Below are 15,494 nucleotides of genomic sequence, written 5' to 3'. Positions count from 1 at the left end.
GACGGCCGGGCGGGGGTCCGGCGTTGCGGCGTGCGGTCACGGTCCGGCAACAGAAAACCCCGCCCAGCCTGGTGGCTGGACGGGGTTGCTGTTCGTTCGGTGTTACTCCGGTGCGGTGAAGGTCGGTGTGGTGGCGGCCTTCTTGCGGGTCCGCTTGACCGGCTTCTCCTCGGCCGCTTCCGCCGGGACGTCGGCAGCCGGCTTGGCGGCCGCCTTCCGGGTCCGCTTGGCCGCGGCCTTCTTGGCCACCGGAGCGTCCTCGACGGCCGGTGCCTCCTCGGCCGGCGCCGGGGCAGCCTTCTTCCGCGTCCGCTTCGGCTTCTCCTCGGCCGGGGCCTCAGCCGCTACCGGAGCAGCTTCGGCCGCAGCCGCGGCCTTCCGCGTCCGGGTCCGCTTTGGCTTCTCCTCGACGGGTGCGTCGACGGCCACCTCAGCAGGAGCTTCGGCCGCCTTGCGAGCCCGCGTACGGCGCGCCGGAGCCTCAGCCGGTACGTCGGCCGCAGGGGCCTCGGCAACGACCTCGGCGGTGGCAGCGGCCTTGCGAGTCCGCGTCCGCTTGGGCTTCTCCTCGGCAGGCGCAGCGGTCCCCGGAGCGACAGCCTCCGAGGCGGCGGCCTCCGGGGCAGCAGTCTCTGTGGCTGCAGCCTTGCGGGTGCGAGTCCGCCGGGCGGGCTTGTCCGCCGGAGCGGCTTCCGCGTCAGCGGTCGGCGCCGCGGTTGCCTTGGCGGACCGGGCCTTGGTGACAGCTGGAGCCTCGGTCGCCGCGGCAGATGCCGGTGCGGCCTCCGCCTCGGTGGCCGGTGCCTCCGTCTGGACGGAGGTCTCGGCGGTCGCCGACTCCGTCTGGACGGCGGACGTTTCGGCGGTCGCCGACTCGGTGCGTCGACGCGTACGAGTCCGGCGCGGCTTCTCGTCGACCGGCGCGGTCGCCTCGGCAGCAGCCGGCTCCGCGGTGGTTGCCTCGGCAGCGGTCCGCTCGGCGGTGGTTGCCTTGGTGGTACTCCGGTCCGCGGTGGTCGCGTCGGCAGCGTTCGCCTCCGCGATCGGCTGCGGGGACAGCGACTCTGCGCTCTCCCCACGGTCGCCTCCACGGCGGCGACGGGTGCGCTGGCGGGGCTTGCGCTCCGACGGCGTGTGCTCGGCGGCCTCGGTCGACGTCTCCGGGGTCGGCGGGACCAGCGTCTTCGCGGTGACGTCCTGGTCGGTCTTCTGCTCGACGTTCTCGACGTTCTCGACGCCCTCGACGGTCCGGCCGTTGCGGGTCCGGCGGCGGTTGCGGTTGCGCTTGCGGCCCGGGCGCTCGCCCGAGGCCGGCGCCGAACCCGACTCGCCCTCGCTGCGCCGCGGCGGACGGTCGCGCTCCGGCTTGTCCTGGGCCGGCTTGATCCGGCCCTTGGCGTCGGTCGGGATGCCGAGGTCGTGGTAGAGCTCCGGCGAGGTGGAGTAGATCTCCTGCGGCTCGTCGTACGGCAGGTCGAGCGCCTTGTTGATCGTCTTCCAGCGGACCAGGTCCGGCCAGTCGACGAAGGTCACCGCGATGCCGCTGGCCCCGGCGCGGCCGGTCCGGCCGATCCGGTGGATGTAGGCCTTCTCGTCCTCGGGGCAGGTGTTGTTGATGACGTGCGTGACGCCCTCGACATCGATGCCGCGGGCCGCGACGTCGGTGCAGATCAGCACGTCGACCTTGTCACCGCGGAACCGGGTCAGCGCCCGCTCGCGGGCCTGCTGGTTCAGGTCGCCGTGGATCGCGGCGGCCTTGAAGCCACGGTCGATCAGGTCGTCGGTGAGCCGGCCCGCCTCGCGCTTGGTCCGGCAGAAGATCATCACCCGGCCGCGGTCGTCGGCCTGCAGGATCCGGGCCACCACCTCGGGCTTGTCCAGATCGTGTGCCCGGTAGACGAACTGGGCCGTGGTCGGCACCATCTGGGTGTCCTCGTGCGACTCCGCGCGGATGTTCAGCGGGTGCCGCATGTGGGTGCGCGCCAGGCCGATCACGGCCGACGGCATCGTTGCCGAGAACAACATTGTCTGGCGCAGCTCGGGCGTCTTGCGCAGGATCCGCTCGACGTCGGGCAGGAAGCCCAGGTCGAGCATCTCGTCGGCCTCGTCCAGCACCAGCACCTTGATGTGCGACAGGTCGAGCACGCCGCGGTTGGCCAGGTCGAGCAGCCGGCCCGGCGTACCGACGACGACGTCGACGCCGCTCTTCAGCATCTCCAGCTGCGGCTCGTAGGCGACCCCGCCGTAGATGGTCAGGATCCGCACCGAACGCACGGTGGACGCGGTGGTCAGGTCCTTGGCGACCTGGATGGTCAGCTCACGGGTCGGCGTCACGACCAGGGCCTGCGGCTTGCCGGGCGCGGCCAGCTCTTCGTAGTCCGGTTCGCCGGGGGAGATGGTGCGCTGCAGCAGCGGGATGCCGAACCCGAGGGTCTTGCCGGTCCCGGTCCGGGCCTGACCGATCAGGTCGGTGCCCATCAGTGCGACGGGGAGCGTCATCTCCTGGATCGGAAACGGCTCCACGATGCCGACGCGGTCGAGCGCGTCACAGATCTCGGGCAGGACCCCGAGCTCTCGGAAGGTGGTCAGGCTGATCGCCTCTCACATGCTTGTACGGACAGAATGCACAGGGCCGGCGCCAGGGTTGGAGTGTCGTGACGACACTCGGTGCCCTTCATCGTGAGGCGCGGGACACTGTGCAAGCGGCTCGCACCAGCTGCCCATCTGGGCGCGTCACCGGCGAAACACCGTCCAGTGTAACCGTAAACGGCGTCAGCACCGCCCAGCCCGGTTTTCACCTCCGGGTACCGGTGGGCCGATATGGTGCGGACCATGACCGAAACGACGGCCTTCGACGATCCCGCCTACCGGGCCGCGGCGGTGGATCTGCTGGGTGTGCTGGCCTACGGCGAGCTGACCGCCTTCGAGCGCATCGCCGAGGACGCCAAGCTCGCGCCGACGCTCAACGACAAAGCGCAGCTGGCCCAGCTCGCGACCACCGAGTTCGGCCACTTCGTGCAGCTGCGTGACCGGCTGGTCGCGCTCGGCGTGGACCCGATGGACGCGATGCAGCCGTTCGTCACCCCGCTGGAGGCCTTCCACGACCACACCGCGCCGTCGGACTGGCTGGAGGGCCTGGTCAAGGCGTACGTCGGGGACGGCCTGGCCAACGACTTCTACCGCGAGATCGCGTCGTTCGTGGACGGGGAGACGCGGGCGCTGGTGCTCGAGGTGTTCGCCGACTCCGGCCAGGCCGAGTTCGTGGTGGACCGGGTCCGGGCCGCGATCGCGGAGGACCCGAAGCTCGGTGGCCGCCTGGCGCTCTGGGGCCGCCGGCTGGTCGGCGAGGCGCTCAGCCAGGCGCAGCGCATCGCCGCCGACCGCGACTCCCTGGCCGCCCTGCTGGCCGGCTCCGTCGACCGCCCCGGCCTCGACCTGGCCGCCATCGGCCGCATGTTCACCCGCCTGACCGAGGCCCACACCGCCCGCATGACCGCCCTCGGCCTCCAGCCGTAGTCGGGCGCGGCAACTGACACATCGATGGACCGCCGAGCGGGGACGGTTGCCGGACCCGGCTCGATCCCCGATGCGCCGACCCATGCAAGTTTGCATGGGTGTCTGTATCAGTTGTATCTGGTGACGCCGAGAACGCTGATCGAGAATCGAGCCGTCCAGTCGATTCCGGAGTCGGCGAATTTCGATCACACGTGAGGCGTCATGAGAATCAGCACGAAATATGCGCGCGGAATTGTGGCCGCAGCCACAGTGGCCGCAGCGGTCGTCTGTGCGCTACCCGCCACCGCTCAGGCGGCGGATCACACCTTTCAGCGGGCGCAAACCTTCAACCTGAACAGCTTGGGGGCAACAAAGAACACGGTGTTCGTGAGCGCTTACGGCGACGAATCGACCACCTGGTACGGGTACCAGAAAATGGCTGTGAGCAAGTACTACGCGTCGGTCTACACGTCGGCGGGCATCAAGGCCAGCCGCAGCCGAGTGACGCCAGAGATCAAGATCTCCGGTGTCAGCCTTTCGGTATCGGCCAGCGGTGGCTCGTTCTCGGTGGTATCAAACGCGTGTGTAGCCGCGACTTCCTACAGCGCGGTGAACTCTGACTACGCGAAGTTCCAGCACGATGGGGTCGCCTGCACCGGCGATTCCGTTGATCTGACCTCCATCACGGCCACCAACCGGGCTGCCGTCCAGTACGGCGGCGGATGGTACGGATACACCGTCACTGCCAGCTTCTACTGATGAACAGGGGCGCGTGCCGCTACGGCACGCGCCCCTCCCATTGGACCGGGTGGAGTGCTGTGAAAAGACCGATAGTTCTTACTGCGATTTTGCTGTTGTTCATCACCGGCTGCGGTCGCGCAAATCCAGTGGACCCGACCGTGGCCTGGCGGCAGCGAACCGTTGCCGTGCTGGAAGGCGGGCTCCAGAGCGCCGGCGGAAAATTGCCGGACTTGTGGCTTCCGCATGGGCGCCGTTCCCTAGTCGAGCAGGCATCAGCGATCATCGCGCTGTCGGCCGCGGGGGCCCGGCTCGACGGCAGCGCGCTCGCCGCCTGGCGGGCTGACCGGGATGCCGGCTGGAATCCGGCCTCCTCGATGTATCGGGAGTCCGGCGAGGACGACTTCGAGGTGACACGTCTCACAGTGGAGGCTTCGCGGCGGGTTGGTGACGTTCCACCGGCGGACCAGCTCGCCGCGATCGCGTCCGCCGTCGAGCGCGCTGCCGGCGAACTGACGGACAACTACCGAATCATCGCAGCGGCTTCGTTGCTCGCTTCGGTCCAATCGACAGCGGGCGGCGCTGGAGCAGTGCGCTTCCCTCGCGTCGATCGGCGGTGTAAGCCGGTGACAACGGTCGAGGAGTTGGGGGCACGTGCCGAGTTGAGAGCCGTGATCGGCGAACGCCCCTGTGAGTTCACCAATGCAGAACGGCAATTGTTCGACCAGGCCTGGGCGACCGCATCGAGCTGGACCAAGGGAACGGGCCACAGTCTGCAGGCTCTGCAGGTCGCCCAGCTTCGTGCGCTGGTAGCAGCGGCCCCTGGACGGCAGTACCGGAGTTCCGACCCCCGCTTGCGTGACAAGTTGGTCGCCGTGAGCCAGCAGCTCGCGATTGCCGCCGGACGCGACATGATCGAGCAGCATCCTGTAGCCCTCCGGGTCTACGACGAGATCCTCGCTACGATCGACCAGCGCCCCCCGCTGCTGGGGCCGCGGAGCGAGGGCATTCTGCGTGACATTCTGGTTTGGGGTGGTTTGAGGTCGATCTGGCAGGCGAATCCGGGTGTCTATGCGGAAGTCGCCGAGACGATCGACCTGCTGACCGGCGGGACGCTTGACTATCCGCGGCCGCGATTGGCCTCGTTGTCGCCTGGTGATCGGGTACTGCTGCAAGTGCGGCTTCGGGGGTGGGTGGTGGAACCGAATGATGTGCAGGCAGCGGCCCAAGCATTGATCCAGGCCGGCACCATCAGCGACCGGCACGACCTGCAGCGACTGGCGGCAGTCGCTCAGGCGGCGAGGCGCCTGAATCTGGCGTGCACCGGCTCGCTCAGAACGGCGCTGCGGATCGGGGTGACGCAACTGGTCGAGAAACCGCTCCCGCCAGCACTTCAAAGACTCGACGGCGATACGTACGCGGTACTCGAGTACTACAGCGGCAAGTGCCCATCGGTCGCGCCGGCCGCTGAAGCACGGTTTGCGCAACTCGAAGCGAAACTCTCGCGGGAAGTCTCGGATCCCGCCGGCGCGCACCCCGGTAAGACGTCGGATCTGAAGGCGCTTACTGACGCCGTCCGCGTCAAGTGCGCGGCCCACCCCACAGAGATGCCGCTGGGTGATGCACCCATCTGGGAGAACGTTCAATCGATTGCCCAGCCGGAGGGCGGTGCGTCGACCCGCCGGTTCGACGTTGATCCCGCCCTCACGCTAGCCGTCGCCTACTTGGTGCAGGTTCGATACGGTGGGTGCCCCGCCGTGGATTGATCGTGAGGCCGAACGCACAGCGGCCGCCTGCCCCGGGTGGGGTGGCGGCCGCTGGGATGGTGCGGTCGGACTGTGGTCAGACTCTGGCTCGGCCGCTGTTCCGCGACGAGATGACCGCGACCACGATCGCGGCACAGACGATCTGGATCAGGTACTGGATCCAGTCCGGGCCGGAGGTGTCCTTGACACCGAGGAAGTAGGCGATCAGGCCGCCCAGGAAGGCGCCGATGCCGCCACCCAGGATGGTCCAACCGAGACTGATGTTCTGCTTGCCGGGAAGCACCAGGCGGGCCAGCGGCCCGAAGATGATGCCGGCGATCAGACTGACGATGATCATCCAGACCCAAAATCCCACGGTTCCTCCTCGAGAGGGATGAGTGACCTGCGCCTGTCCAGTGCCCGCCGTCAAACGGGGGTACGTCGTCAGACCACCTGAACGCAGGTCTCATCCCTCATCGTGCCCGGATCGGCGCGCTCCGCAACCAGGACACGCGGTCGAGTCCGGACCGATCCCGGACCGTGGCCGGGCAGTGTCTCAGACCGCGCCGAAGCCGACCTTGCGGATCGCCGTCTCGCCGATCTCGACGTAGGCCAGCCGGTCGGCCGGGACGATCACCCGGCGGCCCTTCTCGTCGGTCAGCGTCAGCAGACCGGTCTCACCGGTCAGGGCCTCGGACACCGCCGACTGGACCTCCTCCGGGGTCTGCTCGCTTTCCAGCACCAACTCACGATTGGCGTGCTGCACGCCGATCTTGACCTCCACGGAACCCTCCCGGGCACGTTCCGACCGGCGGCTCTCGCCGGTACCTCGTCGAGCCTATCCGCTGGCGGCGGGCGGCTCTCACCAGTCCGCCGAGAGCAGAACCGCCCGGTCCGCCACGGGCGGTGCGCCCGGGTCAGCTCTCGGTGCGGGGGAAGCCGCGGATGCCGCGCCAGGCCAGGCTGGCGACCAGGTCGGCGGCCTGCTGCTGGGCCAGCGTCGGGTTGTCGGAGGCCAGCCAGTAGCGGGCGCTGACCTGGGCCATCCCGACCAGGCTGACCGCGAGCACCATCGACTGCTCCTTGTTCAGCCCGGCGTCCGCGCTGATCACCTCCGAGCAGGCCTCGGCGCAGGCCTGGGTGACCCGGTCGACCCGCTCACGCACGGCCGGCTCGTTGGTCAGGTCGGACTCGAACACCAGCCGGAACGCGCCCTGGGCGTTGGCGACGTAGTCGTAGAAGGCGTGAATGGTCGCCGCGACCCGCTGCTTGTTGTCCTCGGTCGAGCGCAGCGCGTCGCGCACCGAGGCGACGATCGCCTCGCAGGAGCTGTCCAGCAGCGCGAGATACAGCTCGAGCTTGCCGGGGAAGTGCTGGTACAGGACCGGCTTGGAGACGCCGGCGCGGTCGGCGATGTCGTCCATCGCGGCGGCGTGGTAGCCGTTGGCGACGAAGACCTCCTGGGCCGCCTCGAGCAGCTGCGCGCGGCGTGCCAGCCGGGGCAGGCGGCTGCCGCGTTTCGGTGCGGTCTCCGGTGTCGTCGACACATCGGCTCCTTACGGTGATGCGGCACCGGACGACGTCAGCCCCCGGTGTATACCGTCCGAATCCTACCTAGCGGTAGTGGTTCGCGCCCCTAGCGGTAGTCGTCCTCGCCGCCGTCCCCGACGGATCGGCGCTGCTCGTCGACGTCGGCCGGGTCGGCCTCGGGCGGCACGGTGCCGGCCGGTTCCTCCTCGGCGTCCAGACCAGCGGGCGACTGGTATTGCTCCAGTACGTCGGCCTCCGGGGCCTCGGCGGGCAGATCGACCTCGGGCTCGGACATCGGTTCCTCCATCGGTTCGGTACTGCGGATCCGTACGGTCAGGTCGGCAGCGGCTTGGGGTCGTCGTACAGGCCCTCGAGCACGTCGCCGTACTCCTCGACGCGGGCCAGCACCTCGTGCGGCAGGAAGGTCAGCTCGGCCTGGTTCGTGGCCGCGGCGACCTCGTCCCAGTCGATCGGGGTGGAGACCCGCGGCTCCTCGGCGCCGCGCAGCGAGTACGGCGCGAGCGTGGTCTTGGCGCTGTTGTTCTGGCTCCAGTCGATGAACACCTTGCCAGGCCGCAGCGCCTTCGTCATGTTCGCGGTCACGTTCTCCGGCAGCGCCTCGGCCAGCTGCTCCGCGAGCTGCTTGGCGAACGCACTGGTCGCCCGGGACGACGCCGGCTCGATCGGCACGTACAGGTGCATGCCCTTGTTCCCGGACGTTTTCGGCCACCCCTCCAGGCCGTAGTGCCCGAGCAGCTCGCGCAGGGCGAGTGCCACGTCGCAGCACTCGACGATGCTCACGCCGGGCCCCGGGTCCAGGTCGAACACGATCAGGTCGGCCTGCGGGTCCTTGCCGTCGTCGGACAGACCGATCCGCCACTGCGGGACGTGCAGCTCCAGTGCGGCCAGGTTCGCCAGCCACACGATCGTCTGCACGTCGTCGGCGATCACGAAGTCCGCCTCGTCCCGGCCGGTCGAGCTGCCGGGGGTCGGCAGCGTCACGGTGCGCACCCAGTCCGGCGTACCGCGCGGTGCGTTCTTCTCGAAGAAGTACGACGCGCCGGTGCCGTCCGGCCAGCGCTTGCGGGTCAGCGGCCGGTCCGACAGGTGCGGCAGCAACAGCGGGGCGATCTGGTGGTAGTACTCGATCACCTCCGCCTTGGTGAAACCTGTCTGCGGGTACAGCACTTTGCCGAGGTTGGTGAGCTTCATCGTCTGCCCGTCGACCTCGGTGGTCAGTTGTGTCGGTCCGGCCGCCATGGCTCCCAGTGTCCAGCCTCGCGGGGGTTCTAACATGGCAAGATGGACAGTTACGCGGGAGTAACCGGCGCTTCGGTGCCGTTGGGGACGCAGGAATGGCCGGCCCGCACCGTGCCGGTCGCCGGTGTGGACGTCCTGGTCCGGGACACGCCCGGAGGTTCTCCGGACCTGCCGCCGGCCGTATTCGTGCACGGCCTCGGCGGTTCCTCGCTGAACTGGACGACGCTCGGGCACCTGCTCAGCGACAGCGTCCGCGGCATCGCCCCCGACCTGCCCGGCTTCGGCCGTACGCCGCCGGCCGCGCGCGGCGGGATCAACGACCAGGCCGACGTCGTCGCGCAGCTGTGGGACAACGAGTTCGGCGACGAGCCGGTCCACCTGTTCGGCAACTCGATGGGTGGCGCGATCGCGGTGCGGCTGGCGGCCAGCCGGCCGGAGCGAGTGGCGTCGCTGACGCTGATCTCCCCGGCGCTGCCGCATCCCCGGGCGTCGGCGATCGCGCTGTGGTTCGCCGCGCTGTCCACCCCGCGGCTGGGTCCGCTGGTGCTGGAGCGGAGCAAGCGGCTGCCGTTCGAGCGGCGGCTGCAGGCGGCGTACGCGATGATCTTCGGCGAGCCGGATCGGCTGCCGCCCGAGGTACGGCGGGCGTACGAGGAGGAGTTGCGGGCGCGCGACGAGCAGCCCTGGGGTCCGCAGGCCACGCTGGACGGAGCCCGCAGCATCCTGCTGTCGTACCTGGCTCCGCCGAGCCGCTCGCTGTGGCTGGACGCCGCGAAGGTCACCTGCCCCGTCCTGCTCGTGTACGGCGGCCGCGACCGGTTGGTGAACGCGGGCATCCGCACCAAGGCGCAGCAGGCTTTCCCGGACGCGCGGCTGCTCTATCTGCCACGGACCGGACACGTCGCCCAGATGGAGAACCCGCAGGAAGTCGAGCAAGCCTTCCGGCAGCTTTGCAGGTCCGTGCAAAGGTGACGCAGCCGTGCAACGTTTTGGCCCCGCCGACGTCTCAGTAGGGGAGGGGCCCCGCATGCGCGGGGCCACACGTCGGCCGAGGGGGCAGTTGTGCGGTTGTACGCGAGGCTGGGGGTGGTGCCGGCGCTCGCGCTGGCCCTGCTGATCCCGGCAGGTCAGAGTCAGGCAGTACCCACCGGGGCGACCACCCAGCAGGTGGAGCCGTCCGAGAACAAGGACTGGGCCATCGACCCGGTCGCCACCGGCTACCGGGTCACCCTCCGGCTCAGCACGCCGACACCGATGCGGGCCGCGCTTCCGATGCTGGCTGTCGACGGACGGGTGATCGGTGTCGCGCAGGAGTCGGCGGACCGGCGTACGTTGACCGTCGTCACGCAGGACAGGTCTGTCAGCACAGGCACCCGGGTGACGCTCGTTTGGTCGACCGAGGTCAACCGGGGGAAGCCGGGGCGGTCAGCTGGCGACTCGGCCCTGGTCAAGGAGTGGCTGGAGCGCCCTGCGGGCCCCGCGACCTCTGTCGATCCCGGTGCCGTCGGCCGGTACGGCGTGGGCCTGTCCGAGTACAACCTCGGCGACGAGGCGATCAACCTGCCCGACCTGGGCCACAAGGCCGAGCTGCGCGGCCGGGTCTACACCCCTGTCGGTGCGACCGGGCCCAGACTACTCGTGGTGTTCCTGCACGGCCGGCACGAGGTCTGCTACGGCGGCACCGGACAGTTCCCACCCACTGGCGACAAACCGTGGCCCTGCGCGGCCGGTGAGAAGTCGATCCCCAGCTTCCGGGGCTACGACAGTCCCGCGTGGGCTCTGGCCAGCCACGGCTACCAGGTGGTGTCGATCAGCGCGAACGCCGTCAACGCCTGGGACAACAACACCTACGACGGCGGTGCGATGGCCCGCGCCCAGCTCATCCTGGCCCACCTCGACCTGTGGAAGCAGTGGTCGACGAGCGGCGGCGGTCCGTACGGCAGCCAGTACGTCGGCAAGGTCGACCTCGGCACCGTCGGCCTGATGGGTCACTCCCGTGGCGGAGAGGGCGTCGTCCGGGCCGCGCTGCTCAACCAGCACCTCGGCGGCAAGTACGGCATCCGCGCGGTGCTCCCGCTCGCACCGGTCGACTTCTCCCGGCCGACCCTGCCCGGCGTGGCGATGAGCGTCCTGCTGCCGTACTGCGACGGTGACGTCGTCGACCTGCAGGGCCAGAAGTTCTACGACGACACCCGGTACGCCGTGACACCGGACCAGGCACACCGGTCGACCGTGCTGATGCTGGGCACGAACCACAACTTCTTCAACCGCGAGTGGACGCCCGGTCAGTCGGTGGCGCCGTCGTTCGACGACACCTGGGACAACGGCTCGGCGCAGAACCCCTGCTCGTTCAAGAGCGGGCTGCGGCTGACCGCCGTCCAGCAGCAGGCCGTCGGCCGGGCGTACATCGCCGGGTTCTTCCGGCTGGAGCTGGGCCGCGAGCAGGCGCTGCTCCCGCTGTTCGACGGCTCCAGCACCCGGGCCGCATCGGCCGGCAAGGCCGTCGTACGGGTGGTGTCCCAGGCACCGGCGGCTCAGCGCCGGGACGTGCACCGGCTGGACCAGGCGCTGCCTTCCGGGGTTGTCACGGGAGCCGCGAAGGCCGAGGTGTGTGCCGGTCTGTCGCAACCGTCGTCTGCGCCACCGGTGCAACTGCCGCCCTGCTGGACCTCCTACGACGGCTGGCGGATGCCGCACTGGGTCTCGTCGGCGGTCGCCAGAACCGCTCCGACCACAGCGGTCACCCGAATGCGCTGGACCGGCACCACCGGCTCGCTGCGGTTTGACCTCCCAGTAGGCCAGCGGGACGTGACCAAGTACGACGCGCTGACGTTCCGCGCCTCACCCGAGCCGACAGGGCTGGCCAAGCCCGACCTGTCGTTGCGGATCACTGACGGGCGAGGCCAGTTCGTCAACGTGCCGGTGTCGGCGATCAGCGACGCGTTGCTCCGCCTGCCCGGCCAGGACGAGTACTCGCTGCCGAAGACGCTGCTGCGGACAGTCCGGCTGCCGCTGTGGTGGCTGGGCAAGCTCGACCGCAAAGACATCCGCTCGGTGGAGCTCCGGACCGACCGAACGACCACCGGAGCGGTCTACCTGTCCGACCTCGCGTTCTCCGCGGGCGGGCTGGGTACGCCGACTCCGCTCCGGGTGCCGAGTGTGTCGGTGTCGGACGCCAGGACGACGGAAGGCGACACCGGAACCGCCTCGCTGGACTACTGGGTCTCGCTGTCGCGGCCGTCCGCCGTACCGGTGACGGTGTGGGCCGAGACCAGCACCGGAGACGTGTTCGAGGCGAACGACGGCGACGTGAGCCGGCGGCTGGTGTTCGCGCCGGGGCAGACGAAGCAGAAGGTCAGTGTGGTGGTCAAAGCCAACACGGTGGACGACTACGACCTGCAGAGCACGCTGCAGTTGTCCGTGCCGACGCAGTCGATCGTCGGGGACGCCCAGGCCGACGGTGTGGTGGTGGACGACGATCCGTCGCCAGTGCTGACGATCAGCGACGGAGTCGGCTTCGAGGCGTCGGGCAGGCTCCGGTTCCCGGTCCGGCTGTCCGCGCCGACCGGCAAGTACGTCGAGTTCGACGCCCAGCTGATCAGCGGGACGGCCAAGCTCGGCAGCGACCTGCAGGGCTACGCTCCCGGGATTCACCGCGCGTTCGGCCATGTGACGCCGGGCCAGGTGGTCGGCTGGATCCACGTCGACCTGCTCAACGACAAGGCCGCGGAGCCGGCCGAGTCCTTCACGCTACGGGTCGACGAGATCGAGGGGGTGGAGTTCAACGGGCCGGTGGTGCGGTCCGGGCTGATTGTCGACGACGACCGGTGACGGGCCCCAGCACAGATCACTCACTGCCGCGTCAGACTCCGGCATGACATGGCGTCGAACCGTGGTTTGATCTTCGTCGCAATCCGTTGACCAGGACAACCAAGGGGCAGCTCCGGGGGTCTGACGGACGACCTTGTTCGTCGACGAAGGGAAGCTCGTGCGGTTGATCGGCAGGACCACACTGTCGCTGGGGACGGTCGCACTACTGGGGGTGGGGTTGGTGCCGGCGGCGTCGGCCGCACCGACTCCGCCACCACCACAAGCAGTTGCCAGCAGCAACGATTGGCGCATCGATCCGGTCGCCGGCGGCTATCGGATCACGCTGCGGCTGGACCAGCCGGTCCCGCTGCGGGACGCGCTTCCGATGCTCTCGGTCGACGGTCGAACCGTCGGCGTCGCGCGGGAATCGGCCGACCGGCGCAGCGTCTCGCTGGTCAGCAAGGACCCGGCCGTCCTGCGGGCCCGGAACGTCCGGCTGGTCTGGTCGGGCGATCCCACCGGCGGCGCCAAGCGCTCGAAGGCCGCCGCGGGGCCGACCGATGCCGACTGGTTGAAGGCGAAGATGGGGCCGACGCTCGCGGACGACCCTGGTGCCAAGGGCAAGTACCAGGTCGAGACCGCGGAGTACGACCTCGGTGACGAGGCCGTCTACCTGCCGGGGCTCAAGCACAAGTCCGAGCTGCGCGGCAAGGTCTACTCGCCGCGCGGTGCGACCGGCCCGCGGCCACTGGTCGTCTTCCTGCACGGCCGGCACCAGGTCTGCTACGGCGGCAACGAGAACGGCCCGTTCCCCGACCAGCCGTGGCCGTGCACCGGCGAGTGGAAGCCGATCCCGAGCTTCCGCGGGTACGACGGCCCGGCCGAGGCGCTGGCCAGTCACGGCTACCAGGTCGTCTCGATCAGCGCGAACGCCGTCAACGCCTGGGACGCCGACGCCTACGACGCCGGTGCGCAGGCTCGCGCCGAGCTGGTGCTCGACCACCTCGACCTGTGGAAGAAGTGGTCCACGGTCGGCGGTGCGCCGTTCGGGACCAGGTTCGTCGGCAAGGTCGACCTGCGCAACGTCGGCCTGATGGGCCACTCGCGCGGCGGTGAGGGCGTGGCGCGCGCCGCCGTACTCAACGCCGATCGCGGCGGCAGGTACGGGATCCGCGCGGTCCTTCCACTCGCCCCGACCGACTTCGCCCGGGCGACCGTGCCCGGCGTCGCGATGAGCGTCGTGCTGCCGTACTGCGACGGCGACGTCTCCGACCTGCAGGGCCAGAAGTTCTACGACGACACCCGGTACTCCGTCACCGGCGACAACGCGCCGCGCTCCACCGTGACGGTGCTCGGCGCCAACCACAACTTCTTCAACACCGAGTGGACGCCGGGACAGTCGGTCGCACCGTCCAACGACGACTGGTGGGAGGAAGGCGCCGAGTCGCCCTGTGGGCCGAAGTACGCGGGCCGGCTGAGCGCCAAGGAGCAGCAGGCCGTCGGTACGGCGTACGTGGCGGGATTCTTCCGGCTGCAGCTCGGCCACGAGAAGCAGCTGCTGCCGTTGCTCGACAGCTCGAACGCACAAGCCGCTTCGGCTGGTCGTGCCGTCGTACGGGTTGTGGCGCAGGCTCCTGCGGCCGATCGGCGTGACCTGTCCAAGCTGGACAAGCCGCTGCCGGCCGGGGCGGTCTCCGGCAAGGCCAAGGCGACGGTCTGCTCGTCAGACTGCGTGCAGACCGAGGACCAGAGCCAGCTGCCACACTGGGTTACTTCGTGGTTCGCGGAGAAGACACCGACACTTCCGGTCACCAAGCTGAGCTGGACCGGCAAGAACGGCGTACTGCGGATCCCTGTTGCCGCCGGTCAACGCGACGTACGCCGGTACGCCGCTCTGACGTTCCGCGCGGCGCCGGACGCCGCCGGAGCGCCTCGGACCGACCTGAGCGTCCGGGTGGTGGATGGCCATGGCCGCGCCGCGTCGGTGCCTGCCTCCACTCTCGGCGACGCGCTGGTGCGGATGCCCGGCTCGGGCAATGGCGTGCCGAAGCACCTGCTCCGGACCGTGCGCGTACCGATCGCGTCGCTGAAGGGGATCGACCTGCGCGACGTCCGGGCGGTGGAGCTGCGCACCGACCGGGTGGCGAGTGGCTCGGTGCTGCTGAGCGACCTGTCGTTCTCCCGGCCCGGTGTCGGGACGTCGGCGCCCGCGGTGCTGCTGCCGAAGCTTTCCGCGTCGAGCGTCAAGGTGCAGGAGGGGGACACCGGGACGCGAAACGTCGACTTCACCGTAGCGCTGTCGCGGCCGAGCATCCGCCCGGTCACCGTGTACGCCGAGACCAACGGCGACCTCGGCACGGTCGTCGGCGCGGTCGCGCGCCAGGTGGTCTTCAAGCCCGGCCAGACCCGGCAGAAGATCACCGTCCCGATCAAGGCGAACACCCGTGACAGCGCCGACATGCACTTCAGCCTGGTGCTGTCGGCCCCGCACGACGGACTGCTGGACGAACCGTTCGGACACGGGCTGGTCGTCGACGACGACCCGACCCCGACGCTGACGATCGGCGCGGCGACGGCCAAGGAAGGCTCGACGCTGCTGGAGTTCCCGCTGACGCTCTCGGCGGCCAGCGACCAGTTCGTCTCGGTGCAGGGCGAGCTGAACGACGGCACCGCCGTACTGGGCAAGGACTTCAGGACCTTCGACGAGGAGCCGCCGTCCCGCTCGTTCTACGGCTACCTCGAGCCCGGGAAGACCACGGGCGTGATCCAGGTCCGGCTGGTCGACGACAAGGTCAAGGAACCCACCGAGACCTTCACCGCCCGGATCACCGAGGCGATGGGCGCGGACGTCAAGCTGCCGCTCACTGTGACCGGGACGATCACCGACAACGACTGACACCGGAGTCTGCGACAGTC

The 15,494-nt window shown here is 69.6% G+C and carries 12 protein-coding genes; 6 read left to right on the top strand and 6 right to left on the bottom strand.

Annotation, left to right across the window (positions count from 1 at the left end; genetic code table 11):
• Positions 1-102: 102 nt before the first annotated feature.
• Positions 103-2,499, bottom strand: coding sequence for a DEAD/DEAH box helicase (locus ACQPXM_RS31425; RefSeq protein ID WP_432940316.1), 2,397 nt, complete (start codon positions 2,497-2,499; stop codon positions 103-105).
• A gap of 333 nt (positions 2,500-2,832) precedes the next feature.
• On the opposite strand from ACQPXM_RS31425, the gene ACQPXM_RS31420 reads away from it, so the two are divergent.
• The 3 genes from ACQPXM_RS31420 to ACQPXM_RS31410 all read left to right on the top strand — a co-directional run bounded on the left by ACQPXM_RS31420 (position 2,833) and on the right by ACQPXM_RS31410 (position 5,999).
• Positions 2,833-3,516 (top strand): ferritin-like fold-containing protein, encoded by a 684-nt coding sequence (locus tag ACQPXM_RS31420; RefSeq protein ID WP_432940313.1) that lies wholly within the window; start codon positions 2,833-2,835, stop codon positions 3,514-3,516.
• 201 nt (positions 3,517-3,717) lie between these two features.
• Complete coding sequence (locus ACQPXM_RS31415; protein WP_432940310.1) at positions 3,718-4,254, top strand: hypothetical protein; 537 nt, start codon at positions 3,718-3,720, stop codon at positions 4,252-4,254.
• An 89-nt stretch (positions 4,255-4,343) separates the two neighbouring features.
• Positions 4,344-5,999, top strand: coding sequence for a hypothetical protein (locus tag ACQPXM_RS31410; RefSeq protein WP_432940308.1), 1,656 nt, complete (start codon positions 4,344-4,346; stop codon positions 5,997-5,999).
• A gap of 76 nt (positions 6,000-6,075) precedes the next feature.
• On the opposite strand, the gene ACQPXM_RS31405 is transcribed toward ACQPXM_RS31410, so the two are convergent.
• The 5 genes from ACQPXM_RS31405 to ligD form a co-directional block, all read right to left on the bottom strand.
• A complete protein-coding gene (locus ACQPXM_RS31405) occupies positions 6,076-6,354 on the bottom strand; it encodes a GlsB/YeaQ/YmgE family stress response membrane protein (RefSeq protein ID WP_432940305.1) in 279 nt (92 codons plus the stop codon).
• A 180-nt stretch (positions 6,355-6,534) separates the two neighbouring features.
• The gene (locus tag ACQPXM_RS31400; protein ID WP_077015542.1) at positions 6,535-6,762 is read right to left on the bottom strand and encodes a DUF3107 domain-containing protein; all 228 of its coding nucleotides are present in this window, start codon (positions 6,760-6,762) and stop codon (positions 6,535-6,537) included.
• Between the two features lie 133 nt (positions 6,763-6,895).
• Positions 6,896-7,525 (bottom strand): TetR/AcrR family transcriptional regulator, encoded by a 630-nt coding sequence (locus tag ACQPXM_RS31395; RefSeq protein WP_432940302.1) that lies wholly within the window; start codon positions 7,523-7,525, stop codon positions 6,896-6,898.
• Positions 7,526-7,614: 89 nt separating this feature from the next.
• Positions 7,615-7,803 carry a hypothetical protein gene (locus ACQPXM_RS31390; RefSeq protein WP_432940298.1) on the bottom strand — a complete coding sequence of 63 codons (189 nt, stop codon included), beginning with the start codon at positions 7,801-7,803 and terminating at the stop codon, positions 7,615-7,617.
• Between the two features lie 38 nt (positions 7,804-7,841).
• Complete coding sequence (gene ligD, locus ACQPXM_RS31385; protein WP_432940295.1) at positions 7,842-8,768, bottom strand: non-homologous end-joining DNA ligase; 927 nt, start codon at positions 8,766-8,768, stop codon at positions 7,842-7,844.
• 42 nt (positions 8,769-8,810) lie between these two features.
• Between ligD and ACQPXM_RS31380 the strand changes: the two genes are divergently transcribed.
• The 3 genes from ACQPXM_RS31380 (at position 8,811) to ACQPXM_RS31370 (ending at position 15,474) form a co-directional block, all read left to right on the top strand.
• Positions 8,811-9,740, top strand: a complete 930-nt coding sequence (locus ACQPXM_RS31380) for an alpha/beta fold hydrolase (RefSeq protein ID WP_432940292.1) — start codon at positions 8,811-8,813, stop codon at positions 9,738-9,740.
• A gap of 90 nt (positions 9,741-9,830) precedes the next feature.
• Positions 9,831-12,599 (top strand): Calx-beta domain-containing protein, encoded by a 2,769-nt coding sequence (locus ACQPXM_RS31375; RefSeq protein WP_432940289.1) that lies wholly within the window; start codon positions 9,831-9,833, stop codon positions 12,597-12,599.
• Positions 12,600-12,732: 133 nt separating this feature from the next.
• Positions 12,733-15,474: a Calx-beta domain-containing protein gene (locus tag ACQPXM_RS31370; RefSeq protein ID WP_432940287.1), complete on the top strand. Its 2,742-nt coding sequence runs from the start codon at positions 12,733-12,735 to the stop codon at positions 15,472-15,474.
• Positions 15,475-15,494 lie beyond the last annotated feature (20 nt).

The sequence above is a fragment of the Kribbella sp. CA-253562 genome (assembly GCF_050942265.1).
In the GTDB taxonomy this organism is placed as follows: Bacteria; Actinomycetota; Actinomycetes; order Propionibacteriales; family Kribbellaceae; genus Kribbella.
This window is presented reverse-complemented; position numbering and strand designations above follow the sequence as displayed.